30 protein-coding genes are annotated in these 26,575 nt (G+C 58.9%); 26 read left to right on the top strand and 4 right to left on the bottom strand.

All coding sequences use genetic code 11. The features are described 5' to 3' along the window. Positions 1–8: 8 nt before the first annotated feature. The 17 genes from AC1DHT_RS17910 to AC1DHT_RS17830 all read left to right on the top strand — a co-directional run bounded on the left by AC1DHT_RS17910 (position 9) and on the right by AC1DHT_RS17830 (position 16,566). Entirely contained in the window at positions 9–263 is a 255-nt protein-coding gene (locus tag AC1DHT_RS17910; protein ID WP_054595266.1) for an acyl carrier protein, read from the top strand. Continuing rightward, positions 260–805, top strand: a complete 546-nt coding sequence (locus tag AC1DHT_RS17905) for a COG4648 family protein (protein WP_427537865.1) — start codon at positions 260–262, stop codon at positions 803–805. Before AC1DHT_RS17910 ends, AC1DHT_RS17905 begins: the two co-directional genes overlap by 4 nt. Further along, positions 802–2,481: an ApeI family dehydratase gene (locus AC1DHT_RS17900; RefSeq protein ID WP_427537862.1), complete on the top strand. Its 1,680-nt coding sequence runs from the start codon at positions 802–804 to the stop codon at positions 2,479–2,481. Before AC1DHT_RS17905 ends, AC1DHT_RS17900 begins: the two co-directional genes overlap by 4 nt. Before the next feature lie 164 nt (positions 2,482–2,645). Further along, the gene (locus AC1DHT_RS17895; RefSeq protein ID WP_427537859.1) at positions 2,646–3,380 is read left to right on the top strand and encodes a glycosyltransferase family 2 protein; all 735 of its coding nucleotides are present in this window, start codon (positions 2,646–2,648) and stop codon (positions 3,378–3,380) included. Further along, positions 3,377–4,324: an LpxL/LpxP family acyltransferase gene (locus AC1DHT_RS17890; protein ID WP_427537856.1), complete on the top strand. Its 948-nt coding sequence runs from the start codon at positions 3,377–3,379 to the stop codon at positions 4,322–4,324. Before AC1DHT_RS17895 ends, AC1DHT_RS17890 begins: the two co-directional genes overlap by 4 nt. Continuing rightward, a complete protein-coding gene (locus AC1DHT_RS17885; RefSeq protein ID WP_427537853.1) occupies positions 4,305–5,849 on the top strand; it encodes an HAL/PAL/TAL family ammonia-lyase in 1,545 nt (514 codons plus the stop codon). The genes AC1DHT_RS17890 and AC1DHT_RS17885 overlap by 20 nt, the downstream gene beginning before the upstream one ends. Next, positions 5,842–6,267 (top strand): acyl-CoA thioesterase, encoded by a 426-nt coding sequence (locus AC1DHT_RS17880; protein WP_019691416.1) that lies wholly within the window; start codon positions 5,842–5,844, stop codon positions 6,265–6,267. Before AC1DHT_RS17885 ends, AC1DHT_RS17880 begins: the two co-directional genes overlap by 8 nt. Before the next feature lie 176 nt (positions 6,268–6,443). Further along, positions 6,444–7,013 carry an outer membrane lipoprotein carrier protein LolA gene (locus AC1DHT_RS17875; protein ID WP_427537960.1) on the top strand — a complete coding sequence of 190 codons (570 nt, stop codon included), beginning with the start codon at positions 6,444–6,446 and terminating at the stop codon, positions 7,011–7,013. Beyond that, entirely contained in the window at positions 6,997–9,336 is a 2,340-nt protein-coding gene (locus AC1DHT_RS17870) for an MMPL family transporter (RefSeq protein ID WP_427537849.1), read from the top strand. The genes AC1DHT_RS17875 and AC1DHT_RS17870 overlap by 17 nt, the downstream gene beginning before the upstream one ends. Continuing rightward, positions 9,333–10,493, top strand: coding sequence for a sodium:proton antiporter (locus AC1DHT_RS17865; protein WP_427537846.1), 1,161 nt, complete (start codon positions 9,333–9,335; stop codon positions 10,491–10,493). Before AC1DHT_RS17870 ends, AC1DHT_RS17865 begins: the two co-directional genes overlap by 4 nt. Then, on the top strand, positions 10,480–11,727 hold the full coding sequence (locus AC1DHT_RS17860; RefSeq protein ID WP_427537843.1) for an NAD(P)/FAD-dependent oxidoreductase: 1,248 nt from the start codon (positions 10,480–10,482) through the stop codon (positions 11,725–11,727). Before AC1DHT_RS17865 ends, AC1DHT_RS17860 begins: the two co-directional genes overlap by 14 nt. Beyond that, a complete protein-coding gene (locus AC1DHT_RS17855) occupies positions 11,724–12,464 on the top strand; it encodes a class I SAM-dependent methyltransferase (protein ID WP_427537840.1) in 741 nt (246 codons plus the stop codon). The genes AC1DHT_RS17860 and AC1DHT_RS17855 overlap by 4 nt, the downstream gene beginning before the upstream one ends. Further along, positions 12,464–12,949: a DUF3261 domain-containing protein gene (locus tag AC1DHT_RS17850; protein ID WP_427537837.1), complete on the top strand. Its 486-nt coding sequence runs from the start codon at positions 12,464–12,466 to the stop codon at positions 12,947–12,949. The genes AC1DHT_RS17855 and AC1DHT_RS17850 overlap by 1 nt, the downstream gene beginning before the upstream one ends. Continuing rightward, positions 12,946–14,142, top strand: coding sequence for a beta-ketoacyl-[acyl-carrier-protein] synthase family protein (locus AC1DHT_RS17845; protein ID WP_427537834.1), 1,197 nt, complete (start codon positions 12,946–12,948; stop codon positions 14,140–14,142). The genes AC1DHT_RS17850 and AC1DHT_RS17845 overlap by 4 nt, the downstream gene beginning before the upstream one ends. Then, positions 14,139–14,615, top strand: coding sequence for a hotdog family protein (locus tag AC1DHT_RS17840; protein WP_427537831.1), 477 nt, complete (start codon positions 14,139–14,141; stop codon positions 14,613–14,615). Before AC1DHT_RS17845 ends, AC1DHT_RS17840 begins: the two co-directional genes overlap by 4 nt. Beyond that, a complete protein-coding gene (fabG, locus tag AC1DHT_RS17835) occupies positions 14,612–15,340 on the top strand; it encodes a 3-oxoacyl-ACP reductase FabG (RefSeq protein WP_054595253.1) in 729 nt (242 codons plus the stop codon). The genes AC1DHT_RS17840 and fabG overlap by 4 nt, the downstream gene beginning before the upstream one ends. Next, positions 15,340–16,566, top strand: a complete 1,227-nt coding sequence (locus AC1DHT_RS17830; protein WP_427537828.1) for a beta-ketoacyl-ACP synthase — start codon at positions 15,340–15,342, stop codon at positions 16,564–16,566. The genes fabG and AC1DHT_RS17830 overlap by 1 nt, the downstream gene beginning before the upstream one ends. Before the next feature lie 109 nt (positions 16,567–16,675). On the opposite strand, the gene AC1DHT_RS17825 is transcribed toward AC1DHT_RS17830, so the two are convergent. After that, positions 16,676–17,599 carry a LysR family transcriptional regulator gene (locus AC1DHT_RS17825; RefSeq protein ID WP_427537826.1) on the bottom strand — a complete coding sequence of 308 codons (924 nt, stop codon included), beginning with the start codon at positions 17,597–17,599 and terminating at the stop codon, positions 16,676–16,678. A gap of 131 nt (positions 17,600–17,730) precedes the next feature. Here AC1DHT_RS17825 and AC1DHT_RS17820 point away from each other — a divergent pair, with 131 nt between their 5' ends. The 7 genes from AC1DHT_RS17820 (at position 17,731) to queC (ending at position 22,727) form a co-directional block, all read left to right on the top strand. Continuing rightward, a complete protein-coding gene (locus AC1DHT_RS17820; RefSeq protein WP_427537823.1) occupies positions 17,731–18,501 on the top strand; it encodes an iron-containing redox enzyme family protein in 771 nt (256 codons plus the stop codon). Then, entirely contained in the window at positions 18,501–19,397 is an 897-nt protein-coding gene (locus tag AC1DHT_RS17815; RefSeq protein ID WP_427537820.1) for a DMT family transporter, read from the top strand. Before AC1DHT_RS17820 ends, AC1DHT_RS17815 begins: the two co-directional genes overlap by 1 nt. Before the next feature lie 19 nt (positions 19,398–19,416). Next, positions 19,417–19,728 (top strand): (2Fe-2S) ferredoxin domain-containing protein, encoded by a 312-nt coding sequence (locus AC1DHT_RS17810; protein WP_427537817.1) that lies wholly within the window; start codon positions 19,417–19,419, stop codon positions 19,726–19,728. A 28-nt stretch (positions 19,729–19,756) separates the two neighbouring features. Further along, the gene (locus AC1DHT_RS17805; protein WP_427537814.1) at positions 19,757–20,035 is read left to right on the top strand and encodes a DUF6953 family protein; all 279 of its coding nucleotides are present in this window, start codon (positions 19,757–19,759) and stop codon (positions 20,033–20,035) included. Between the two features lie 297 nt (positions 20,036–20,332). Continuing rightward, the gene (locus AC1DHT_RS17800) at positions 20,333–21,670 is read left to right on the top strand and encodes an S-type pyocin domain-containing protein (protein WP_427537811.1); all 1,338 of its coding nucleotides are present in this window, start codon (positions 20,333–20,335) and stop codon (positions 21,668–21,670) included. Continuing rightward, a complete protein-coding gene (locus tag AC1DHT_RS17795; protein WP_427537808.1) occupies positions 21,667–21,927 on the top strand; it encodes a bacteriocin immunity protein in 261 nt (86 codons plus the stop codon). Before AC1DHT_RS17800 ends, AC1DHT_RS17795 begins: the two co-directional genes overlap by 4 nt. A gap of 101 nt (positions 21,928–22,028) precedes the next feature. Beyond that, the gene (queC, locus tag AC1DHT_RS17790; protein WP_427537805.1) at positions 22,029–22,727 is read left to right on the top strand and encodes a 7-cyano-7-deazaguanine synthase QueC; all 699 of its coding nucleotides are present in this window, start codon (positions 22,029–22,031) and stop codon (positions 22,725–22,727) included. Positions 22,728–22,774: 47 nt separating this feature from the next. Here queC and AC1DHT_RS17785 read toward each other — a convergent pair whose 3' ends face one another. Beyond that, on the bottom strand, positions 22,775–23,653 hold the full coding sequence (locus AC1DHT_RS17785; protein ID WP_427537802.1) for a queuosine precursor transporter: 879 nt from the start codon (positions 23,651–23,653) through the stop codon (positions 22,775–22,777). Continuing rightward, entirely contained in the window at positions 23,646–24,242 is a 597-nt protein-coding gene (locus tag AC1DHT_RS17780) for a helix-turn-helix transcriptional regulator (RefSeq protein ID WP_427537799.1), read from the bottom strand. The genes AC1DHT_RS17785 and AC1DHT_RS17780 overlap by 8 nt, the downstream gene beginning before the upstream one ends. A gap of 449 nt (positions 24,243–24,691) precedes the next feature. Here AC1DHT_RS17780 and AC1DHT_RS17775 point away from each other — a divergent pair, with 449 nt between their 5' ends. Both AC1DHT_RS17775 and AC1DHT_RS17770 read left to right on the top strand, forming a co-directional pair. Beyond that, entirely contained in the window at positions 24,692–25,075 is a 384-nt protein-coding gene (locus tag AC1DHT_RS17775) for a DUF6124 family protein (RefSeq protein WP_427529319.1), read from the top strand. 33 nt (positions 25,076–25,108) lie between these two features. Beyond that, a complete protein-coding gene (locus AC1DHT_RS17770) occupies positions 25,109–25,363 on the top strand; it encodes a hypothetical protein (RefSeq protein ID WP_019691391.1) in 255 nt (84 codons plus the stop codon). A 278-nt stretch (positions 25,364–25,641) separates the two neighbouring features. On the opposite strand, the gene AC1DHT_RS17765 is transcribed toward AC1DHT_RS17770, so the two are convergent. Then, positions 25,642–26,538, bottom strand: coding sequence for a LysR family transcriptional regulator (locus AC1DHT_RS17765; RefSeq protein WP_477761419.1), 897 nt, complete (start codon positions 26,536–26,538; stop codon positions 25,642–25,644). Positions 26,539–26,575 lie beyond the last annotated feature (37 nt).

Below are 26,575 nucleotides of genomic sequence, written 5' to 3'. Positions count from 1 at the left end.
ACCGGACCATGCAAACTCGTGACGACATCTTCAACACCCTGCGTGATGCCCTGGTCGAACTCTTTGAGCTGGAACCCGAACGCGTGACCCTGGACGCCAACCTGTATCAGGACCTGGAAATCGACAGCATTGATGCCGTCGACCTGATCGATCACATCAAACGCCAGACCGGCAAGAAAATTGCCGCTGAAGAGTTCAAGTCGGTGCGTACCGTCGGCGACGTGGTCGAGGCGGTCTACCGTCTGGTTCAACCGGCCGCATGAGCCGACTGATCGGCCTCGGTCTGCTGCTGGCGGGCCTGCTGTACCCCTTTGCGGTGTATTTCGGCATGGAACATTTTGCCCCGTGGCAGTTCGGTCTGTTGCTGGGTGGATTGTGGCTGGCCCGTGCGCTGCTGGGCAAACGGCGCCCTGGTAGCCTCTGGATGGCGGTGGTTGCCATTGCGTTTTGCCTGCTGCTGGCGCTGTTCGACAGCCCTGTGTTGTTGCGCTGGTACCCGGTGCTGATGAGCGGTTTCATGCTGGCGCTGTTTGGCCTGAGCCTGAAGTTCGGGCAACCGATGATCGAGCGGCTGGCGCGTTTGCGCGAACCGCATCTGCCGGACAAGGCCATTGTTTATACCCGCCAGGTGACGATCGCCTGGAGTGTGTTTTTCCTCTGTAACGGTTTGCTCGCTGCTGCCCTGACCCTTTGGGCGCCGCTGAGTTGGTGGATGTTGTACACCGGCCTGATCTCCTACGGGTTAATGGGTTTGCTGTTTGCCATTGAATGGCTCATACGACAACGGGTACGAGGCCACCCATGAATTGGATAAAACTTGAGCAATTGTTGCTCAAGGCACTACCTGCGCGCGCTGTCACGACGGATCCGGCGCTCAATCACGCCGACCTGTGCGACCAGGCCCTGCGCCTCGCCGCCGGCCTGCAAGCACAAGGTGTAACGCGCATCGCCGTGCACCTGGAAGACGCCGCGCAACTTGCGATTGCCCTGCTCGGCGCCTGGCGTGCCGGGGTTAGCGTGCTGCTGCCCGCCGATCTGCAACCCCAGACCCGTCTGCGCTGGTCGACGGAGGTCGACCTGTGGCTGACTGATGTGGCAGACGACGCACAGCTGACTGACTTCCAGCAGACGCCGCTGGCTGCCGCCGAACTGGATCTCGATCACTGCCACCTGAGCCTGTGCACGTCCGGCTCCAGCGGCGAACCCAAGCGCATCGAGAAAACCCTGCGGCAACTGGCCAATGAAGTTCAGGCACTGGAGCACTTGTGGGGCACGGACCTGGGCAGCGCCTGCATCATCGGCAGCGTCGGCACGCAGCACATCTATGGATTGCTGTTTCGGGTGCTGTGGCCACTGTGCGCCGGGCGTCCGTTCGTACGCCGGCAATTGGCGTTCCCGGAAGACTTGCAGCGCGCCAGCCGCGAACACCCGGCCTTCGCCTGGGTTGCCAGCCCGGCGCTGCTCAAGCGCATGGGCGACAACCTCGACTGGCCGGCCTTGAGCGCAGTCCGCCGAGTGTTTTCCTCCGGTGGCGCATTACCGGCCGAGGCGGCGCAACGCTTGCACGAACGACTGCAACAATGGCCGACAGAGATTCTCGGCAGCTCGGAAACCGGTGGCATTGCCTGGCGTCAGGGCGACGATCTCTGGCAGCCCTTTGCCGATGTCGTGCTCAGCCAGGACCGTGACGGGGCCCTGCTCATCGCCTCGCCGTACTTGCCGGTCGACCACGTTGAACACACCGCCGATGCCGCGCGCATCGCCGCCGACGGTCGTTTCGAACTGCTCGGACGGCTGGACCGGATCGTCAAGCTGGAAGAAAAACGTATCTCGCTGCCCATGCTGGAACAGGCATTGATGGCCCACGACTGGGTCGCCGAAGCGCGCCTCGGCGTGGTTCAGGAAAACCGCGCCTCGCTGGGTGCCTTGCTGGTGTTGAGCGAACAAGGCCTGCATGCGTTGCGCAACCAAGGCCGGCGTACGCTGACCCAGGAACTGCGTCAGCACTTGAGCCAACATTGCGAAACCCTGGCCCTGCCGCGCCGCTGGCGGTTGCTGCGTCAACTGCCGCTGAACGCCCAGGGCAAACTGCCGCAAGCCGACGTTGAAGCCCTGCTGCTGGCGCCCCGCCCAAAGGCGCCACACGTATTGGAACAGGTCGAAGCCGACGGCGAGTGGAGCCTGCAACTGGCAGTGCCGCCGGACCTTGCCTACTTCAGCGGCCACTTCCCGCAAACGCCTGTATTGCCGGGCGTGGTGCAAGTCGAATGGGCGCTGAACCTGGGTCGGCAACTGATGGAGCTGCCGATAAAGTTTGCCGGCATGGAAGTGCTGAAGTTCCAGCAACTGGTGCGCCCCGGCGACGAAATCCAACTGCACCTGCGCTTCGACCCATTGCGCAGCAAATTGTATTTCGCCTATCGCAATGAGACGGCTACCTGCTCCAGTGGACGAATACTCCTGGAGAGCGCCTGTGGATAACTCGATAATCCCCGTAGCAGCTGCCGAAGGCTGCGTTCGAGCGCGCAGCGCTCGCAGTTTGGTGACTTCAATACACCTGGAAAACCGCGATCACCCGTTTGGCGACCGCTTCGCGGCCGAACGCAGGCTTCGCCAGCTGCTACAAGTTCGGGAGAGCTACCCAGATGCATAACCCCTGTGCCGTGATCCCGGTCTACAACCACGAAGCCGCCGTCACTAACGTGGTCGACGCGCTGCTCGCCAACCATCTGCCGTGCATTCTGGTGGATGACGCCAGCAGTCCGGCCTGTGCCGCAGTGCTTGAACAACTGGCCCAGCGCGACCAGGTTTTCCTGATCAAGCTCGCCGTCAATCAGGGCAAGGGCGGCGCGGTCATGAGCGGGTTTCGCGAAGCTTCGCGCCTGGGCTTCAGTCATGCCTTGCAGGTGGACGCCGATGGTCAGCACGACTTGAGTGACGTTCGGACCTTCATCGAGCAGTCACGCGCCCATCCCGACGCACTGATCTGCGGCTACCCGCTGTACGACGCCAGTGTGCCGAAGGGCCGTTTGTATGCCCGCTACCTGACGCACGTGATGGTCTGGATCAACACCCTTTCGTTGCAGATTCGCGACTCCATGTGCGGTTTTCGCCTCTACCCGTTGCCGCCGACGCTGGCGCTGATCAATTCGGTGAAGATCGGCAATCGCATGGACTTCGACACTGACATCATTGTGCGCCTGGCCTGGCGCAATCTGCCGATGCACTGGCTGCACACCAAGGTTCACTACCCCCAGGATGGCGTCTCGCATTTTCGGCTGTTTCGCGACAATGTGCTGATTACGGGCATGCACACCCGCCTGTTCTTCGGCATGCTGTTACGGGCGCCGGTCATTCTTTGGCGACGGTGGCGAACATGAGCATCAATGCAGACAACGAGCACTGGGCCGACCACAAGGAACGCGGCAGTTTCTGGCTGATGAAATTCACCGCATTCTGCGCAAAAGTGCTCGGACGTCGGATGTTGAGCCCGCTGCTGTACGGCATCGTCTTGTACTTTTTCCTGTTCGGTCGCAGCGCCCGCCATAGCGCCTGGCAATACCAGCAGCGCTTGGCCGACTGGAGCGGCCGCAGCGAATTGCGCCCGTCTCATTGGCGGGTGTTTGGCCAGTTCATGGCCTTCGCCGACTCCATGCTCGACAAGCTCGACGTGTGGAACGGCAAGTTGAGCATCGAACAGATCGAAATCATCGACCCGGCGCTGTTGCGCAATCAATTGCGCGGCACACGCGGGCAGATGCTGGTGGGCGCTCACCTGGGCAACCTCGAAGTCTGCCGAGCCCTCGCCGAACTCGGTGAAAGGGTCACCATGAACGTGCTGGTGCACACCAAGCACGCCGAGCGTTTCAATCGCCTGCTGGGCGAAGCGGGCGCGACCAATCTGCGGCTGATCCAGGTCAGCGAACTGGACCCGGTGATCATGCTGCAACTGAGCCAGCGCCTGGAGCGTGGCGAGTGGCTGGCGATTGCCGGCGATCGCGTGCCGCTGCACGGCGGGCGCAGCGTGACGGTGGACTTCCTCGGTCATCCGGCCGCGTTCCCCCAAGGTCCGTGGCTACTGGCCGGCCTGTTGAAGTGCCCGGTCAATTTTCTGATGTGCCTGAAAAAACCAGCGGGCGACTATCGGCTGATCATCGAGCCCTTCGCCGACGCGGTGGTGTGGAAGCGCAGCGACCGCGAGCAAGTGATTCACCACTGGGCCACGCGCTATGCCGAACGCCTCGGCCAGTGCTGCCTTGAAGCGCCCCAACAATGGTTCAACTTTTACCCATTCTGGAAGACCGATGACGACGCATCCGCTTGAGCCGGTAACCTTCGGCGAACTCCCTTTGCGCATCGAAGACGTGCTGGCCCTGGCCAACCGTCAGGCGCCCGTGCAACTGCAAAACGACAGCGAATACCGTGAGCGCATCGCCAAGGGCGCGCGGTTTCTCGATTCGTTGCTGGACAAGGAAGGCGTGATCTACGGCGTGACCACCGGTTACGGCGATTCCTGCGTGGTCGCGGTGCCGCTGCATCATGTCGAAGCGCTGCCGCGTCATCTGTACACCTTCCACGGGTGCGGCCTGGGCAAACTGCTCGACGCCCAGGCTACCCGCGCGGTGCTTGCGGCGCGTTTGCAGTCGCTGTGCCACGGCGTGTCCGGGGTTCGCATCGAGCTGCTGGAGCGCCTGCATGCCTTCCTCGAACACGACATTCTGCCGCTGATCCCGGAAGAGGGTTCGGTGGGCGCCAGCGGCGATCTGACACCGCTGTCGTACGTCGCCGCGACCTTGTCCGGCGAGCGCGAAGTGCTGTTCAAGGGCGAGCGCCGGCAGGCCGCCGACGTCCACCGCGAACTCGGATGGGAGCCGCTGGTACTGCGGCCCAAGGAAGCGCTGGCGCTGATGAACGGCACGGCGGTAATGACCGGCCTCGCCTGCCTGGCCTACGCCCGTGCCGACTACCTGCTGCAACTGGCGACGCGCATCACTGCGCTGAACGTGGTTGCCCTGCAAGGTAACCCGGAGCACTTCGACGAGCGTCTGTTCGCCACCAAGCCGCACCCGGGCCAGATGCAAGTGGCCGCGTGGTTGCGCAAGGATCTGGCAATCGACGCACCGACCGCACCGCTGCATCGCCTGCAAGACCGCTATTCGCTGCGTTGCGCGCCGCATGTGCTCGGTGTGTTGGCCGACAGCCTGAACTGGCTGCGTTCGTTCATCGAGATCGAACTCAACAGCGCCAACGACAACCCGATCATCGACGCCGAAGCCGAACGCGTGCTGCACGGCGGGCACTTCTACGGCGGGCACATCGCCTTCGCCATGGACAGCCTGAAAAACCTCGTGGCCAACGTTGCCGACCTGCTCGACCGTCAGCTCGCGCTGTTGGTGGACGAACGCTACAACCACGGTTTGCCAAGCAACCTGTCGGGCGCCAGCGCCGAGCGCGCGATGCTCAACCATGGCTTTAAAGCGGTGCAGATCGGCACCAGCGCCTGGACCGCCGAAGCGTTGAAAAACACCATGCCGGCCAGCGTGTTCTCACGCTCCACCGAATGCCACAACCAGGACAAAGTGAGCATGGGCACCATCGCTGCCCGTGATGCGATCCGCGTACTGGAGCTGACCGAACAGGTTGCCGCTGCGACCCTGTTGGCAGCCAATCAAGGCGTCTGGTTGCGCAGCCAGGCAGAAGACGCCCGGCCATTGCCGCCGGCGCTGGCGGCGATGCACGCAGAGCTCGCCAAGGACTTCGCGCCGGTCATTGAAGACCGCGCCCTGGAAGGTGAATTGCGCCTGTGTCTGCAACGCATCGCCGAACAACACTGGAGGCTGCATGCGTAGCAAGGGAGTGCTTCACGCCGATACGCAAATCCTTGTGCCGTTCTTCGACGTCGATTCGATGAACGTGGTCTGGCACGGCCATTACGTGAAGTACCTGGAAGTCGCCCGCTGTGCCCTGCTCGACCAGCTCGGCCACAACTACACCGCCATGCAGGAATCCGGCTACGCGTGGCCGGTGATCGACCTGCAACTGCGTTATGTGCGCGGCGCGGTGTTCGGCCAGACGCTTAACGTGCGCGCCAGCCTGGTGGAATGGGAAAACCGTCTGAAGATCAGCTACCTGATCAGCGACCTCGCCACCGGTGAACGCCTGACCCGCGCAAGCTCGGTGCAGGTCGCCGTGCACGTCGCCAGCCGCGAGATGCAACTGGCGTCGCCGAAGGTGTTTACCGATGCGGTCGAGAGGATGTTGCCATGAAGTTCTGGATGCTGACGCGACGCCTTCGTAGCAGCTGCCGCCAGGCTGCGTTCGGCCGCGAAGCGGTCGTAAAACCTGAAACCGCGATCTTGCAGGAAAACCGGGTAGCCCGGATTACGACCGCTACGCGGCCGAACGCAGGCTTCGCCAGCTGCTACGCGATTGTCGCGAGCCTCATGTTGCTCGGCTTCTCATCGCTGGCGAACGCCTTCGACCTGCAACAGCTGAGCGACCAACTGGCCAAACCCAGCGTGATCCACGGCAGTTTCATTCAGGAAAAACACCTGCGTGCCCTGCCGCAACCGCTGACCAGCAAGGGCTCGTTCGTGCTGGCCAGGGATCACGGCTTGCTGTGGTTGCTCAAAACGCCGCTGCAACAGGATTACCGGATCAGCACCAAGGGCATCGCACGGCGTGACGGCAGTGGCTGGCAAATGCTGCCGGGCAAAAGTGCTGGCGCCGAGCAGAACCGCATCTTCCTCGCGGTACTGCAAGGCGACAGCAGCGGGCTGCAGCGGGATTTCGAGTTATCGCTGAGCGGCGAAGCACACAACTGGAAACTCACACTGACCCCGCGTTCGATGCTGCTCAAGCAAGTGTTCAATCAGATCAACATCGACGGCGGTGAACTGGTGCAGCGCATCGAATTGCTGGAAACCCAGGGCGACAGCACCGTTTTGCGCATGCAGGACACTACCAGCGCCAACCCATTGACCGATGCGGAGCAACATGACTTTGCCGAGTGAACGGAGGCTTCCACGGCTATTTCTGACCCTGCTGCTGGCGGTGCTTGCACTCGCCGGCTGGCAATGGCACGACGGCGCACCGCTGTCGGCCAACCTGATGGATCTGGTACCGGGCACCGCGCCGGACGCGCTGGAGCTCAAGGCCGAACAGCGCATGCAGGAACCGCTGAACCGCGAAATGCTGGTGCTGGTTGGCCACACCGATCGCCCGCAAGCCATCGCCATGACGCAAAAACTCGGCGAACAGTGGCTGGCCAGCGGACTGTTCGAGAAGGTCCAATGGAACCTGCAAGCCGACTTGCCCGCGTTGCGCACGCAGTTGCTGCAAGGTCGGTTGGCGATGCTCTCGGCCACCGATCGGCAACAGTTGATCGAACAACCGCAAGCCTTCATCCAGCAGCGCGTGCAAGCGCTGTTCGACCCCTTTACCGGTTTCAGCCTGGTGCCGAGCCAGGATGACTGGCTGGGCCTGACCGGACGCATTCAAAACAGCCAGCCGCAGCACGGTTCAGTGCAACTGGACATTGGCAGCGGCACATTGGTCGCCGACGCCGACGGCAAAAGCTGGGTCATGCTGCGAGCCCGCACCAGCGGCAACGCGTTCGACATGCAACTGCCGCTGAAGGTCGCCGAGCTGCTCAAGCACAGCCGCGAAGAAGCGGCGCAGGCCGACGTGCAACTACTCGCCGCCAGCGGCCTGCTGTACGCCGCCAACGGTCAGCAGCAAGCGACCCGCGAAATTACCTGGGTCGGCGGTGGCGCAACCGTCGGCATCCTGTTGCTGCTGTTGCTGGCATTTCGCAGATTCCGCGTGTTGCTGGCCTTCATCCCTGTATTGGTCGGCATGCTGTTTGGTGCGGTGGCCTGCGTCGCACTGTTTGGCCATATGCACGTGATGACCCTGGTGCTCGGATCGAGCCTGATCGGCGTCGCGGTCGACTACCCGCTGCATTACCTGTCCAAGAGCTGGAGCCTGAAACCCTGGCACAGCTGGCCCGCACTGCGCGTGACTTTGCCGGGGCTGACCCTGAGCCTGGCCACCAGTTGCATCGGTTATCTGGCACTGGCCTGGACACCGTTCCCGGCGCTGACCCAGATAGCCGTGTTCTCTGCCGCCGGTCTGCTCGGCGCCTACCTGTCGGCGGTGTGCTTGTTGCCGGCGCTGCTCAAGGGTGCGGACCTGCGACCCGCGCAGTGGCCGCTGCGGGTGGCCGAGTTTTTGGTGAACATGCGTGCAGCGCTGCTCAAACGCGTGCGCAGTTCGGTCCTGCTGATGTTGGTCCTGGTCTTTTGTGCGGGTGGCCTGTGGCACCTGACCACGAAAAACGACATCCGTCAGTGGGTCAGTGCGCCGCCGCAATTGATGAACGAAGCGCAGACCATTGCGCGGATCACCGGCTATCAACCCACCAGCCAGTTCTTCCTGGTGCGCGCGGCCAACCAGCAGCAACTGCTCGAGCGCCAGAAAGCCCTCAGCGACCGACTGGATCAGTTGGTCAATCTGGACAAGCTCAAAGGCTACCTGGCGCTGAGCCAACTGGTCAGCCTGCCTTCCGAGCAGCAACAGGTTCGCGACGCCCTGAATAAACTCCCGGCATTCTGGCAACCGTTGCTCGACCTCGGCATCCCGGCCACCGCACTGCAAGCCGAACTGACGCAGTTGCAGGCCTTGCCGGTCGAAGACATCGACGCAGCGCTGGTCGGGCCCTTGGCCGAGCCGTGGCGCCCGCTGTGGCTGGGCGCTACGGATGGCGGCGTGGCGGCGATGGTCAGCCTGCAAGGCTTGAACGATACCGCGCTGCTGCGGGTGCAAGCGCTGGACTTGCCGGGTGTGCAGTTGGTGGATCGTCTGGACGACCTGAACAAGGTCTTCGCCGCCACCCAGATCAGCGCGGCTGAACTGAAACTGATGTCCTGCGCATTGATCGTGTTGCTGCTGATTCTGCCCTTCGGTTTTGGCGGCGCCCTGCGGCTCGTCGCGCTGCCATTACTGGCGGCCCTGTGCAGCCTGGCCAGCCTCGGTTGGCTGGGGCAGCCGCTGACACTGTTCAGCGTGTTCGGGTTGCTGCTGGTGACAGCGATCAGTGTCGATTACGCGATCCTCATGCGCGAGCAAATCGGCGGTGCCGCCGTGAGCCTGTTAGGCACGCTGCTGGCGGCGGCGACGACGTGGCTGTCGTTTGGTCTGCTGGCGATTTCCAGCACCCCGGCGGTGAGCAACTTCGGCCTTTCGGTGAGCCTCGGGCTGGCCTTCAGCTTCATCCTCGCGCCGTGGGCCAAACCTTCGGCGCACGCCGCGCCCGTTGCGGAGCCGGCAGCATGATGACCGTGCTGTTCTGGCTGCTGGCCTTGGCGCTGTTCGCCGTGGCGACTCGCGTCGGGCGTCATTTTGGCTTGATCCCGATTGTCAGCCAGTTGCTGCTGGCGACCTTCGGCCTGCCGCTGTTGATGTATTTCTGGATTGAACCGTACTGGCAGTTAAACGGTGCCGAACTGGTCTCGCCGGACTGGCTGAAAAACCTCTACAGCCTGAGTTTCGCGCTGTTGCTGGGGCATATTCTCAGCGACGTTATCGACCTGAAGCTGGACCGCCAGAGCCTGAAAATCGCCTTCCCGAGTTTCTGCATTCCGTTCGCCTGTGGCCTGGCAACAGCCATTTGGTTGCTGCCGGATCAGCCATGGTTGAGCTCGCTGGCGGTCGGCCTGTTGTTCGCGATCACGGCGATTCCGGTGCTGTATCTGTACCTGCGGCACATCAACTATCCACCCGCCGCAATCCGCCGACTGGTGCAAACCGCCATCCTCATCGACCTGACCTGCTGGAGCCTGTTCGCCTTCGCCCAAGGCAGCCTGCACCTGAGCAGCCTGTTGCTGCCGCTGGCCGGCGCCTGCCTGCCGTTGCTGCTGCGTGTGCTCGGGTTACGCCAGCCGCTGCTGCACAGCCTGGGCTTCTTCGCGCTGCTGGTGGTAGCGGAACACTTCAAACTCAATGCGCTGATTTTCGGCATCGGTTATCTGTTGTGCATGGCTGCCCTCAAACTACCGCTGGTGCTACCGTTACCGGCAGCCTGGCTGAGTCGCTTGCAGAACAGCATTGCAATCCCGCTGATCCTGACCTTCGGCATTGTGCAGATCAACGTGCACAGCGCCATGGACAGCCTCAGCTGGATGCAGCTCGGTGCGCTGCTGGTGTTTCCTATCGCCAGCAAACTGCTGGGTAACTGGGTCGGCCTCGGTTGGGCCGGAACATCGTTTGTCGGCGCCAACCGCTGGCGCGAAAGTCTGCTGTTGAACATTCGCGGCTTGAGCGAGATCGTCTTTCTCAATCTGCTGCTGCAACAACAGCTGATCAGTCCCGCGCTGTATTTCGCGCTGATGCTGATGGGTTTGATCGCAACACTGCTGCCGGCACTCGCCGGTGTGCACCGCCTCCCCTCACAGCTCGCCGCCCCGGCAAGGAGCACCAGTGCCAACAGTTGATACGGAACGACGCCAGGTCATCGTTATCGGTGCCGGCCCATCGGGCGCCATCGCCGCCGCGCTGCTCAAGCGTAACGGCCATGACGTGCTGATCATTGAACGTCAGCACTTCCCACGGTTTTCGATCGGCGAAAGCCTGCTCTCGCACTGCCTGGATTTCGTCGAAGAAGCCGGCATGCTCGAAGCGGTACAAGCCGCCGGCTTCCAGCTGAAAAACGGCGCGGCTTTCGCCTGGGGCGAGCGCTACAGTACGTTCGATTTCGGCGACACCTTCAGCAACGGCAAGCCGACCACCTTCCAGGTCCAGCGCGCTGATTTCGACAAACTGCTGGCCGATCAGGCAGCGCTGCAAGGGGTGGAAATCCGTTACGGCGAGACGATCATCAGTGCCGACTTCGAGCGGGCGAAACCCCAGCTCAGCGCTCGCCGTGAAGACGGCAGCGAATACCGCCTGGAAGCCGACTTCGTGCTCGATGCCAGCGGTTACGGCCGCGTCTTGCCGCGTTTGCTCGACCTTGAAGCACCGTCGAACTTCCCGCTGCGCCAGGCCGTGTTCACCCACATCGAAGACCACATCGACGGCCCGCACTTCGACCGTGAAAAGATCCTCATCACCACCCACCCGACCCAGCGCGACATCTGGTTCTGGACCATCCCGTTCAGCCAGGGTCGCTGCTCGGTGGGCGTGGTTGCCGCCGCCGAACACTTCGAAGGCCGCGGCGACGATCTCGACGAATGCCTGCGTGGCTTCATCGCCGAAACCCCAAGCTTGGCCAAAGTGCTGAAAAACGCCCACTGGGACACACCCGCGCGGACCATCGGCGGCTACTCGGCCAACGTCAAAACCTTGCACGGCCCGGGCTTCGCCTTGCTCGGCAACGCCGCAGAATTCCTCGATCCGGTGTTTTCCTCCGGCGTGACCATCGCCATGCGTTCGGCGAGCATGGCCGCCGGCGTTCTGCATCGCCAACTGCAAGGCGAAACCGTGGACTGGCAACGCGAGTTTGCCGTGCCACTGAAGCGCGGTGTCGATACCTTCCGCTGCTACGTCGAAGGCTGGTACGCCGGGACCTTCCAGGATGTGATCTACCACCCCGGCAGCGCTCCGGAGATCCGCCGCATGATCAGCGCGATCCTCGCCGGTTATGCCTGGGACGAACGCAACCCATTCGTCAGCGAGCCCAAGCGCCGGTTGCGCATGCTCTCGGAGATTTGTGCGAGTGATGCAACGTGAGTGACACCGAACAACAGTACCTCAGCGACAGTTACGTCGAAGAAACCCGCTTCGGGTTCTGGTTCCTGCGCAGCTTCACCTGGCAGCACCACGTGCTGCGGGTAGCAATCAACGACCTGCACAGCTTGTTCAGCGAAGCACTGCCGAGCCGTCCAGTGCTGCTGGATGCCGGTTGCGGTCAGGGCAAGTCGTTCCAGTACCTGCATCAGGTGTTTGCCCCGCAACGGCTGATCGGCCTCGACGCCGACCCGCACAGCCTGATGCTCAGCGGCGAAGAGGCGCAGCGCCAGAACATCAACGTCGAACTGATCGGCAGCGATTGCGCGACCCTCAAACTGCCGGACGCCAGCGTCGATTTGCTGTTCTGCCACCAGACCTTCCACCACCTGGTGGAACAGGAGCAAGCCCTCGCCGAGTTCTATCGGGTGCTCAAGCCGGGCGGCTATCTGATGTTTGCCGAGTCCACCGAAGCCTACATCGACACCTGGGTGATTCGCTGGTTGTTCCGCCACCCGATGCACGTGCAAAAGAGCGCCGACGGTTATTTGCAGATGATTCGCCAGCAGGGTTTTGAATTCGGCCCGCAAAACGTGTCCTACCCTTATCTGTGGTGGAGTCGCGCGAAGGATTTCGGTCTGCTCGAACGCTTTGGACTGCGCCGCCCAAAACCGCCTGGCCAACGGGAAGAAACCCTGGTCAACGTGGTTGCCCGTAAACCGCTCGAAGGTAAGCGCTGATGATTCGCCTCCTGCTCGTGTGCTGTGCCTTGCTGCTGAGCGCTTGCGCCAGCCAGCCGCCGCTGCCCGAGCGCAACCCGACACTGGCCTTGCCGCTGCAATTGCATGTCGAGCGGCAACGGGCCGATCAGCGCCAGGACTGGTTGCTGGTGATCCAGCGCGAAGGTGCCGGTATTCGCTGGTCGCTGATGGACCCACTGGGCATTCCGGTGGCTCGCCAGCGCCTGGTCGACAACCAGTGGCAGGCCGACGGCTTGCTGCCGCCCAACCCGGAAGCGCGCCAGTTGTTTGCAGCGTTGTTGTTCGCCCTGACACCGGAGGCCGAGTTGCTCAATAATTATCCTGCCGCCCGGCATCACGCGGCTTTACGCTCGCTGACGCCACACTGGCAGGTGCTGTATCGAAGCCCGTCGGACTTCGTGCTGACGCTGCCCGAACAGCTGAACTATCACGTTACCCCGCTGACCGCCGAGACTGCACCATGACGGCCTACCTGAACGCCCTCGGGCTGATCTGCAGCCTGGGCCGCAACAAACACGAAGTGGCCCGCAAGCTGTTTGCCGGCGACTGCTCGGGAATCCGTGTCGAGGCCGGCTGGGTGCCTGAACGTTCGCTGCCGGTGGCGGCGGTACACGGTGAGTTGCCCGCGATCCCGGCTGCACTGAAGCAGCACAACACCCGCAACAATCAGTTGCTGCTGGACGCCGCGCTGCAAATCCGCGAAGACATTGAACAGGCCATTCAGACCTATGGCCGTGGACGCATCGGCATCGTCCTGGGCACCAGCACCTCGGGCATCGACGAAGCCAGTCGCGGGATTGCCCATTACCTGCGGGACGGTCAGTTCCCGCCAGAATACGACTACCAACAACAGGAACTTGGCGCCCCGGCGAACTTCCTCGCCGACTGGCTGCAACTGAGCGGCCCGGCCTATGTGATTTCTACGGCCTGCACCTCCAGTGCCCGCGCATTGATGAGTGCTCAGCGACTGCTCGACATGGGCATGTGTGATGCGGTGCTGTGTGGCGGCGTCGACAGTCTGTGCAAACTGACCCTCAACGGTTTTTCGGCGCTGGATGCGGTATCCGAGCAGCGCTGCAATCCGTTCTCGGTCAATCGCAACGGCATCAACATCGGCGAAGCGGCGGTACTGTTCCTGATGAGCAAACACCTCGGCAGCAGCCAACCGATTGCCCTGCTGGGCAGCGGTGCCAGCTCCGACGCGCACCATATTTCCGCCCCTGAACCGAGCGGGCGCGGTGCCCTGCAAGCGATGAACAAGGCCTTGCGCAGCGCCGGTTTAGCGCCTGAGCGGATCAACTACCTGAACCTGCACGGCACCGCCACCCAACACAACGACGCCATGGAAAGCCTGGCGGTCAACAGCCTGTTCCCGGCGGGCGTGCCCTGCTCGTCAACCAAGCCCATGACCGGCCACACCCTCGGCGCGGCCGGGGCGCTGGAAGCGGCGTTCTGCTGGTTGAGCCTGAGCCGCGAAAATACCCGACACGCGCTGCCACCGCAGGTCTGGGACGGTCAGCCCGACCCGCAACTGCCAGCGCTGAGTTTTGTGACCGCTGCTGATCGCCTGGAACAACGCACTGCACGTTGCCTGATGAGTAACTCCTTTGCCTTTGGTGGCAACAACGTCAGCCTGATTATCGGAGACGCCCAATGATTGATTGGCCTCTCGCCGAACTGCTGCCCCACGCGGGTGACATGATCCTTATCGATCACGTGCTGTCGTTCGACGAAGAACAGATTCACACCCGCCTCACCGTCAAGCCCGGTGGCCTGTTCAACCAACCCGACGGCAGTTTGCCAGCCTGGGTCGGCATCGAGCTGATGGCGCAAAGCGTGGCAGCGTACGCCGGTTGTCGCGCACGTGAGCGAGGCAATGCGGTTGAGCTTGGATTCCTGCTCGGTACGCGTAAATTTGAATGTAATGTGGAACACTTTCCGGTCGGCAGCGAACTGACGATCCACGCCCTGCGCTCGCTCGAAGACGACAACGGCATGGGCGTTTTCGAATGCCACCTGACGGCACCCGGCATTCATGCCACGGCCCGTCTGAATGTGTTCTGCCCACCTCAGTCGGCTCACTACCTACATGAATCCCACTCTTCTAGCACTACTGGAGTCCAGTCTTGACTGAATCCGTACTGGTCACCGGTTCCAGCCGTGGTATCGGCCGCGCCATCGCACTACGCCTGGCCCAGGCCGGCTTTGATCTGGTGCTGCATTGCCGAAGCGGTCGCAGCGACGCCGAAGCCGTTCAGGCCGAAATCGAAGCATTGGGTCGCCGCGCGCGCATCCTGCAATTCGACGTTTCGGATCGTGCCAGCTGCAAGGCACATCTGGAAGCCGACGTGGAAACCCACGGCGCCTATTACGGCGTGGTGCTCAACGCCGGCCTGACCCGCGACGGTGCCTTCCCGGCCCTGAGCGAGGACGACTGGGACGTGGTGATGCGCACCAACCTCGACGGTTTTTATAACGTGTTGCACCCGGTGATGATGCCGATGATTCGCCGCCGCGCCGCCGGGCGGATCGTGTGCATCACCTCGGTTTCCGGGTTGATCGGCAACCGTGGGCAGGTCAACTACAGCGCCTCCAAGGCCGGGTTGATCGGCGCCGCCAAGGCCCTGGCAATCGAACTGGGCAAACGCAAGATCACCGTCAACTGTGTTGCGCCGGGGCTGATCGACACGGCGATGCTCGACGAAAACGTCCCCGTGGAAGAGCTGCTGAAAATGATTCCCGCACAACGCATGGGCACCCCTGAAGAGGTGGCCGGCGCGGTGAACTTCCTGATGTCCGCCGAAGCGGGCTATATCACCCGGCAGGTGCTGGCCGTCAACGGAGGCCTGTGCTGATGAAACGCGTCGTTGTCACCGGCATGGCCGGCATCACCTCATTGGGCAGCGACTGGGAGACCATTCGCGCTAACTTCAAGGCCAATCGCAGTGGCATCCGCCGTATGGACGAGTGGGATCGCTTCATCGAACTGAACACGCGCCTGGCCGGGCCCATCGATGATTTCACCGTCCCGAGCCACTGGACCCGCAAGCAATTGCGCAGCATGGGCCGGGTTTCCCGGCTGGCGGTCGGCGCGGCAGAACAGGCGCTGGCCGATGCCGGCCTGCTCGGTGACGAGTCGATCAAGGACGGCCGCATGGGCGTGTCCTGCGGCTCATCCACCGGCAGCACCGAGGAGATCAAGGCGTTCGGCAAGATGCTGCTCAATTCAGTGGCTGAAGGTTTGAACGCCAATTCCTACGTGCGGATGATGCCGCACACCACAGCGGCCAATATCAGCATTTTCTTTGGCCTCACCGGGCGCTTGATCCCGACCTCCAGCGCCTGCACCAGTGGCAGCCAGGGCATCGGTTATGCCTACGAGGCGATCAAGTTCGGCCGCCTGCCGCTGATGCTCGCCGGCGGCGCCGAAGAGCTGTGCCCGACCGAAGCCATGGTGTTCGACGCGCTCTACGCCACCAGCCTGAAAAACGACGCCCCGAAAACCAGCCCACGGCCTTACGACAGTGCGCGCGATGGCCTGGTGATCGGTGAAGGCGGCGGCATGCTGGTGCTCGAAGAACTCGAACACGCGCTGGCCCGTGGTGCGCATATCCACGCCGAAATCGTTGGTTTTGGCAGCAACGCCGACGGCCAGCACGCCACCCGCCCAGAGCAGATCACCATGCGTCGAGCCATGGAGCTGGCACTCGAAGACGCGGGGCTGGAGCCCTCGGCCATCGGCTACGTGAACGGCCACGGCACCGCCACCGAGCAAGGCGACATCGCGGAAACCCTGGCCACCAGCAGCCTGTTCGGCAGCCACATGCCAATCAGCTCGCAGAAGAGTTTTCTCGGTCACACCCTTGGCGCCTGCGGTGCACTGGAGTCCTGGTTCAGCATCGAAATGATGAACAGCGACGAGTACGTGCACACCTTCAACCTCGACGACATCGATCCACGCTGCGGCGAACTGGACTACCTGCGCGGCGAGTTCCGTGAGATGAGCTGCCAGTACGTGATGAACAACAACTTCGCTTTTGGCGGGGTTAATACGTCGCTGATCTTTAGGCGTTGGTCGTAACTTAAAACTTCAAGGTCAAGAACCCCCCGATACCAAGACCTATAAATGTCACGCCGAGGCGAACATGGGCGGGATTGCGTTGAGGGGGATTTGGCGAAGGCTCAGTCATTCAAGACGCGGGTTTTGCAGGAGGCTGCGTCGTATCGATGTCCCCCTCCAACGCCGTTGGGCCCTCGAACTCTGTCTGCAGTAGTGCCAAAAACGCTTCCCGAGCTGGGTGTCGACCTGCGTTTTCATGCCAGTAAAACAGGTTGTCGATACTCGTCAGATCCGGGAATTCATATCCTTGCCAACCCGCACTGTGACGGTATTGCTCATAGATCCCGCGAGGAACCAGCGAAACCCCTGCACCAGCACTGACACAGCCCACTATGGTGCCATAGCTTGCAATGCTGACGATCGGCAACACCTGATCATGGCGCAACAGCCACTGCTCCAGTGCCAACCGGTACGGACAGCCGGGGGGCCACATGAAAATTTCCTTCCCTTGCAAATCCGCCGCCTTGCGTAAAGGCCCATGGGACGCGGACGCGATGAGAATTAAATCTTCACGGTAGATCACTGCACGCTTGAGACCGGGGCGTTCAATGTTCACCGCCACGATCACCCCATCAAGCCGGTGATGCTGAATATCGTCCAGCAGTTGAGCCCAGGTGCCGGTGCTCAACTCCAGCGACACCTGCGGGTACAGCGCATGGTACTTGGCCAATAATCGGGGTAACCGTCCCGTAGCACTAGACTCAATGGCGCCAATGCGCAGGGGACCGCCAGGCGTATTGGTGGGCGCTACCGCGCGCCGGGCTTCATCAGCCAAACACAGGATTTTCGTCGCGTACTCAAGAAATACCTCCCCGGCAGGAGTGATCCGCAACCCTCGACCATCGCGGAAAAACAGCGGTGTGCCGAGCTCACGCTCCAGGGACTTGAGGCGTGCAGTGATATTGGACGGCACGCAGTGCAGCAACTCGGCGGCGCGCGCGATGCTGCCGACGTCGTGAACCGTCTTAAACATGCGCAGTTGGGACAATTCCATAGCTCACCCAAAGTGAATGCATGGGTCAGTTTAAGTCACTTGTAGTGAGGCTGCGTGTTTTTGATACTTCAATCGGCGCACGTTGCACGGATGCTATCGCGCCTTCATTTCCCCGATGAACAGGAGTTCTCATGGAGTTATCTCAGCGCAAAATCCAGTGCCTCGCCGAAAGCGTGTTCACCCATAACGCCTTGAATAACACGTTCTACCAACGATGGATGGGAGGCACACTCTCCCTCGGCGACGTTGAGGTGTTCGCCCGAAACTACCTGGCCCGTACGACGCAGACTTCTCGTATGGTTGCCCTGTCATTTGTGGGCACGGACGACTTGTACGCTCAGGTCGAAATCGTCAAAAACCTGTACTCCGAAATGGGCTACGGTAACCCGGAAAAGGCCCACCTCGCCCTGCTGGAAAGTTATCTGATCGACCTTCTCAGCCGTCTTGCAGATCGGCCATACAGCATGGACGAACTCATGGCCTTGCCTGTGCTGGAAAGTACCCACACGTTTAGTCGCGAACAATTGAGTCTTTACACCGACGGTGGCCACAACAGTAATCCGCGCCATGTGCTCGGCACATTGTTGGCTCAGGAGTGGTTGGCCTATTCGATGCTCACTCGTTTGTACGAAGGAGCGCGCAACTATAAGCACCTGTATGCCAATAACGACGACTTTCATGAACACTGCGAGTATTTCTACATCCACATCGGGGATGCGGAAAAAGAACACAAAATCCAGGCCGTGAAAGCCGCCACCCAGGAATGCACCACCGACCAGCACATAGAGGAAGTCCGCGCTTCATTCAACCGCTTCCTGGACATCACTGAGCAATACTGGAACGCAATAGCTCACGCCATGCCCAGCGTGCAAAGTCGTGTTGCTTCCAAGATGACGATTTGATGAATACAACGCCCAGCTTAAAAATCACGTTGGCGGCGATCTTTGTCATTCTTTGCTGGGCCTATTCCCCCATTGGAATCCACATCGGACTAAAGGCTTACGAGCCGGGTCATCTCGCACTGATGCGATTTCTCATCGCCTCAACGTTCATGGCCGGAGTCGCATCAGTGATGCGTATTTCCCTGCCACGCCTGAAAGACCTGCCGCTGCTGGCGGTGCTGGGCTTTTTTGCTGTCAGCCTGCATCACATAGCCCTCAACTACGGCCAACGAGGTGTTAGCGCTGGGGCCGCCAGCGTACTGGCACAATCCACGCCGCTGTTCAGCACGTTATTGGCGCATTCCGCGTTCAAGGATCGGGTCAACGGCTGGCAATGGATCTGTGTGCTGTGCGGCCTGCTCGGCGCCGCTGTGGTAGTCACCGGAGACCGTGGTTTTGGTGAACTGGACGCACACGGGCTGCTGATCCTGCTGGCGGCGTTTTCATGGAGTCTGTATTTCGCCTTGCAAAAACACCATACCCATCGTTACGACGGGCTGACGATGGTGTGTTACACCATCTGGTCGGGCACGGTACTGCTGCTTGTATATGTCCCGGGGCTGTGGAGCGCAGCGCAAAATGCCTCAACCTCGGTCAACCTGGCGGTACTCATTCTGGGCATCTTCCCCAGCGCCCTTGCGTACCTCGCCTGGGCATACGTACTGGCGCACAGCAATGTGAGCCGCGCTTCCATTTCGCTTTACCTGATACCGCCCACAGCCATGTTGATGGCCTCACTGCTTCTGAGCGAACGCCCTTCGGCCATGGTGATCGTCGGAACGGTCATTGTGCTGATGAGCGTACTCGCCCTCAATCTGGAACCATCGAAAGTCGCGGTTCCTGCCGACGAAGTTTGAACAGAGGTCGTGACCACCTATGAATGACGCAGAAAATCCGACGTTGGCCTACGAGCACCATGTGCTGATTTGCACCAACTTGCGCCCCGATGGCCGCCGTAGTTGCTCGGGCTCAGGCGCTCATGAACTGCTCAGCGCAGCAAAATGCAAGCTCGCCAAAATGGGTGAGCCAGGAACATCGCGCGCCAACGCATCGGGCTGCCTGGGCCGCTGCGACCAAGGCCCGGTCATGGTGATTTACCCAGCTAACCTGTGGTTCTCGTGCAAGACGCCACAACAGGTTGAACGCATTCTCGATCAACACCTCTTCCGTCCTGATCAGCAATTGTGACTCAGGGACCTCAGCAGGAATCCGCGTCATGACTTGGACAGATAATGACATGCGCATCGCCCAATGGATGATGGCCGAGTACCGTAAACAAGACTGTCTGCCGCAAGCTGTCGCCGTGCGGGAGATCCGCCTGATGTTCGGCGAAGCTCATGTGTACCAAAATCGCCACGGCAATTGGGCCGTGAACAAGCCGATTCTCGAAGCCTTTAAAGCACTGACTGCCGAGTACGTGGTATGGAGCCGAAGCTTTCAACTATGGAGGCCAAGAACCGCACAAGATCCGGCAGACATACGCGTGAGCCGCTGAAAAGCTATCCCGACGGATACCATGCGGCGGGGTTAATACGTCGCTGATCTTTCGGCGTTGGTCGTAAGCGCCACATCAAGATCAAAAGATCGCAGTCTGCGACAGCTCCTACAAAAATCGGCGTAGGAGCTGCCGCAGGCTGCGATCTTTTCATTTCCCCCAGCAAAGAAATGACACAAACGGAAAACGGAGCACCGCATTTCGGAATCGTCCCACAGCCACAGCTTGAGCGTCCCGGTAGGGTCAATGTCCCGCAGCTAAATGCCGGGACTCCTCCAAGGACGAACAAGGACACCCATGGCTCGCAACAAGGACATACCCCAAGTCTGGAAACATGGCACTGGTGGTGGCGGTAGTGGAAACGGAGTCCGCTACCTGCGAGACATGACCCCGGCCGAGATCACTGAGCGTGACGCTAGACAAAGGTCTTACGACGACATGCTTGCCAGGCAACAGGCCTCTGAAAACAGTCTCGCCAGACTATTCGAAAAGCAGAAACGACCCAATACCAAAGGTTGTGTATTCGCCAAAAGCTGCAACCTCCCCGACGGCGTCATCAATCACAACAACCCGTCAGGGTTTGTCCCCCTCGAGAAACTGGCTAACTACGGCGTGTGGGCGGTGCTTGGCACCGGCGCAGCGATCACCGCCGAAGGGATGCCCCTGAAACTGGTCGGTGGTTCGGCAACCGGTGGCGCCATTGCCCAACGTCTCGGCGGCTCGCTCGCACTCACCCTGCTGACAGAATCTGCAGTTGTTGCAGCAGGCACAGCGGTTGGCACCGTTGCGCTACTGATGCCGAACACCAGCCTTTCTCCCGACAGCGCCTTCTACAAAAACGAACAGTACGCAACGCTGGATACCGGGCGAACCCGTGTCCGCGTCAACGTGAAGACATTGCCGGACGGATCCGTCAGCGCTTACGGCTTCTACACGGGCGGGAAGAAAGACTGGGAGTTTGTCCCGGTCATCAAAGCCATTCAGGACGGCGAAAAGTTTGTTGCCGACATCGGCAACGGGATCGGCCTGACCTGGACCCCAGCAGCGAATCCTGACGATGTACCCGGCATTCCCGCGCTGGAAGGCGCCCCGCAATTGCCGACGGTGTGGGTGTATCCGCCCACTGAGCAAGCCAACAAAGTATTGGTGAACCCGGAGCATCCGCCTGAGTACCAGGATGCGATTATCTGGTTTCCTGCGGATGCGGGGCTTGCGCCGATCTACATCGTGCTCAACGCCCGGTATGAGCCTGGTGGCGTTACGGGAGTGGGTGAGGATGTGTCGGGGGTTTGGCTTGCTGGGGCGGGTACTGGATCAGGTGCACCTATTCCAACGCGGATTGCTGATCAGTTAAGGGGACAAACGTTTAGGGACTTTGATGCTTTTAGGAAGTCATTTTGGACGGCAGTCGGAGGTGACACCGAACTGGCTAGCCAATTCAATGAAAGCAACAAAGCCCGAATGCTCGAAGGTATGGCGCCACGCGCAAAAGCCGTCGATACCGTAGGTCAACGACGATCCTTCGAACTACACCACGCAATACCCGTTTCAGAAGGTGGAGAGGTTTACGATATCGATAATCTCAGCGCCATGACCCCGAAACACCACATTGACACACACAGGAGCCCGAAATGATCAGACCTAAAAGTAGTCTTTCAGAATACACAGAGGGCGAATTTCTCGAACTGATCAAAGAGATTTGCAGCGCAGTCGGTACAGAGGCATACCAGGACGAGCTTTTAGAACGCTTCATCGAGGCGACGGGTTACGCTGCTGCATCTGACTGGATCTATTACCCAGAGAACGGCGAGGATGATTCGCCGAGAGGGGTATTGAAAGCGGTAAAGGAATGGCGTGCAGCTCAGGGCTTGCCGGGATTCAAAGGCGAGTGATCCAAAAGGACAATAGGGCGGGAATGAGGTGAAGGTGATGGCTGGACCTCGACCTTTTGTTTCGAACATCGCGCTTACTATATTAATCAAGGAACGAAAATATGACCAACAAAGCAGTCATCGTTTTTAGTGGCGGGCAAGATTCAACAACCTGCTTGATCCATGCATTGCCACACTACGATGAAATACACTGCATTACGTTTGATTATGGCCAGCGCCATCGCGCGGAAATTGAAGTGGCGCAACAGCTTTCGAAAAAGCTTGGCGTGACGGTGCATAAAGTACTGGACGTTTCATTGCTGAATGAACTGGCCATCAGCAGCTTGACCCGGGACAACATTCCAGTCCCAACCACAGACAGTTCCGGGGACGGTCTGCCAAGCACGTTCGTACCCGGCAGGAATATTCTGTTTTTAACCTTGGCGTCTATTTATGCCTATCAAGTGGGCGCTCAAACTGTAATTACAGGTGTTTGTGAAACTGATTTTTCTGGCTACCCGGATTGCCGGGATGCATTTGTAAAGGCTTTAAATAACGCCATAGAATTGGGCATGGACTATAAGTTGCGCATTGAAACGCCGCTTATGTGGTTAAACAAGGCGGAAACCTGGGCCCTTGCCGACTACCACAACCAACTGGACTTGATTCGTTACCACACACTGTCTTGCTATAACGGAATACAAGGAAGTGGCTGCGCCGACTGCGATGCTTGTAATCTTCGTGCAAAAGGATTGAATGAGTATCTGGAAAACAGAGCAGAAATCATGAACAATCTAAAAAACAAGCTAGAATTGAAATAGCTACCCTTGAGCAGGGGGATGTATTACTAACAACCATCCCCCTATCCTTATGCAGCTTGGGCTCCAGCTATGTACCTTTTAAATAATGACCTGGCGCCGTAGGCTGGCAAAACGTTAAAAACCGCGAAGCACATCTTTATAACTATCTGCACGTAAACTATATTGAGTATATCTCTGTTTTCCATAGCACCATAAAACGCGATAAAGCAAAAAAGAAAGCTGTCTATTATCACCGCAAAAAAAGTACTAAAAAACACACGTAAAAATAAAAATCTGGAATTTGTAAGCTCTTTAATTCTACATAACAAGTACGAATTCACGTATTCAGAAAAAAGAAAAGAAACAGAAGACGCTAGCAATACAGACGACACATGAGTAATGACTAAGCTATAGGACTCATCAAGCTTCCAGCCTGGCAAGCCGGGGAAATAGCTAGTAGCACTCAATAATATAATTATCAGAGCATTACTTGCAAAGGCAAATAATATGGCCTTCCTTGCGAGCTTAAGCCCATAAGACTCGTTTAACAGATCGACTATTAAAAATGTCAGTGGATATAGAAAAACACCTGGAGTGACAACAACATCAAATCGCTCCAAATAAACAAGCTTGGTTGCAGCAACATTCGTAAAAATATAAAGCACAAACAGTAGCAGATTGAGAACAACATAAGTCATCCACGACCTTTCATGACGATCTTTTATTTCATATGCAGTTAACGCAGCCCCACCGGAATAAAACTTCTTGCATATATTTTTTACTTCCATCCTATTCAAATTATCCACTATTTCACTTTTCAACAATTCACTTAACTTTACCTTAATAACCTTACCAGTAGAGATCACCATAATGACAGCAAGGCTTTTGCTATTTTCGAACCCTAACAGCTTGTACTTACTGTTTTCGATTTCAGTATCACTAACCATTAAACCTCTCCTCCATGATATCCCCAACAACACAAACGCTATCAGAATCAAAACACAACCCACTGCCTATAGATAACCTTCCCGTTGCTTTGTCGTACACCAGCTTTTCTTTATTGCTACTCGACAGCCCCTTTTTCACTATCAAGAGATCACCTGCCTCATTTACCCCACTAATTTCGTTCTCCAGAAGCACACCTATTAAATTGCAGGCCGTACCAAAATAATAGGTTAGAGGATGCGTCGTGGCCAACTCACCAATTCTTTTGTCCAGACTCTGAATCAGTAGACTCTCTCTAATCACCGGGACCGCTGCAGGGTTCATATTCCCTTGCAGAGAAACACTACTCTCTATTATTTCTTTCTCTTCAAAATCAACAGTCTCTATTTCCTTATAAGACACGCCAAAAAAATCAGATATTTTGCGAACAGTAGACTGCTGTACATTGACTACCCTCCCTTCCAGAATGTTATAGATCGTCGTTCTGGTCAAACCACTGGAATTGCACAAAGACAGCCGCGTTTCTCCGCGACTCTTCATGAGGTACTTAATGTTATTTTTCAGTTTTTCTGCCTTGTCTTTCCTGTACATTAAATATCTACCACTTGCTTATAATTGCAACAAACCACACACCCTAGCTGAATGACTACGGAGGTGAATCTTTGCGAGACCAGCGCCCTACATATTTGCCGCCCACACAAAAATAATAGTGCAAGCATACAGAACAGCCGTCAAACAATGTTTCACGCCATTACTTGTGACGCAAAGTCCTACGGATGTCGCCCACTCAAATTAGTGAATTCTCTTACATCAATTAAGAAGTGACTGACTAGCTTAATATCGGCAAAACCTAGATAGCTAGAAAGGGCGCTATTTGAACACCACCCATAACCGGTCACGCATGAATCATTTAATTACACAGATGTTCATTTATTTGATTAATAAAATTGAATTTTCTGGTAATAAATAGACCGCCCCATCAACTCACGTAAAGCTGCCAAGGGACTGGCACCTTCCTAAACCTTGCAAGGAGCTCCGTCATGAAAAAGACCACTGCCAACTCCCCGCAATCGCCCGACCGTTCGCCCGACGACACCGCCGATTTATCCAAACTCACCGAAGTCGCCGAACGCTCCGTCAGCGCCCGCCTGCGCAATCCAGGCCGCCCCGACCCCATCAGCCACGTGTTCACAATCATCCCGAATGTCGACACCGAATCCCTGCTCTGTCACGCCTGTGAAACCCTGGCCTCGCTGAACGTCATGACCACCGACTTCGCCGCCGAACTTGAAGGCTCGCACCGTAATATGGCGTTGGCGATTCAGCAGTTGGCCTTGCTGGGTGAGTTATTGGTAAACCGGGCGCTGGATAACCTGGACCCGCCCGAGGAGTTGCCTGAAGTTCCGTCCAACAGCGCCCACTGAGTGGTCGCGCTCTTTTACCGAGTGGAGGTTTTCATGGATCGATATATGCCTATCACCGGCATCGACTGCACCATCCCATCATTGCTGATCGACACCGAAGCACCGCTGGACGTGTTGCACGACACTGCGGCCTACCGCATCCGCACCGCAACCCAGCTGCTGGAGTGTTTCGCGTTCAGCGAGGGCATTCATAGTGAGCTGGCGCGGGTGCTGGTGACGTCATTGCGCGATGGCTGCGATTTGCTGGATGTCGTCGGGCGACGATTACAGGCGCAGATTTCGGCGTAAAAAAAAACAGGCGATCCCAGTGGGATCGCCTGTTTTTTATACGACAAAGGGCGCCTTTCGGCTGGATGCCAGTCAGTTAAGCCTGTTCACAATTCGTAGCAGCTGGCGAAGCCTGCGTTCGGCTGCGAAGCAGTCGTAAAATCAGACGTCACGTTTTTTCAGGTTAACCGTGGAGGCAGGATTGACGACTGCTTCGCAGCCGAACGCAGGCTTCGCCAGCTGCTACAGGTCATATGTTACCCCCGGAGTCTCTTAAGCTTGTCATCGCCCTGTATCTGCTACGTCACCTCAACCTTACGCGTCAGCAACTCGACAAACGCCTTGGCCATCGGCGACTTCTGGTCCTTGCGCTGCACCAGCCACACGGCTGACATCGCCAGCGGATCGAGCAAGGGCCGATAGACCACGCCGTCGATGCGCATGCGCTGATAAGACGCCGGCAACACCKACACCCCGAGCCCTGCTGCCACCAGGCCGATGATGGTCATGGCCTCGCCGGCTTCCTGGGTGAAGTGCGGGCTGAACCCGGCGTCGCGTGCCAGGCTCAGCAGTTGCGCGTATAGACCGCTGCCGTAGCTGCGTGGGAAGAACACGAAAGGTTCGTGGGCCAATGCCGACAGAAACAACCCGTCCTCGCTGCCGATCACCAGCGGATCCTTGGAGCTGAGCACGGCCACCAAGGGTTCACGCGTCAACTCGACCACCTCCAGCGAATCCGGCAGCGGCAATGGCCGCATGATCCCGACCTGAATCGACTCATCCACCAGCGCCTCGGCGACCTGAGTGCTGCTCATTTCCCGCAGGTTCAAATGCACGGCCGGGAAGCGCTGGCGAAACGCGAAGATCGCCTGCGGGATCGTCGAGTTGAACGGTGCCGACGAGGTGAAGCCGATCTTCAGTTCCCCCAACTCGCCAAGTTGGGCTCGACGGGCGACGTCGGCAGCCTTGTCGACCTGGGCCAGCACCAGCCGAGCCTCTTCGAGGAACAGCCGACCGGCTTCACTGAGCTCGACCCGACGATTGGTACGCTCGAATAAACGTGCACCGACTTCCTGCTCCAGCACCTGAATCTGCTGGCTCAAGGGCGGTTGGGAGATACCCAGCACCTGTGCGGCGCGGCCGAAGTGCAGTTCTTCGGCGACGGCGATGAAGTAGCGCAGATGGCGCAATTCCATGAAAACTCCATTAGGTCGTTAAACCTATCAAACAGGT

The sequence above is a fragment of the Pseudomonas sp. 05N432 genome, from assembly GCF_056396945.1.
Note: the sequence above shows the minus strand (reverse complement) of the source record. Positions and strands in the feature narration are given on the sequence as shown.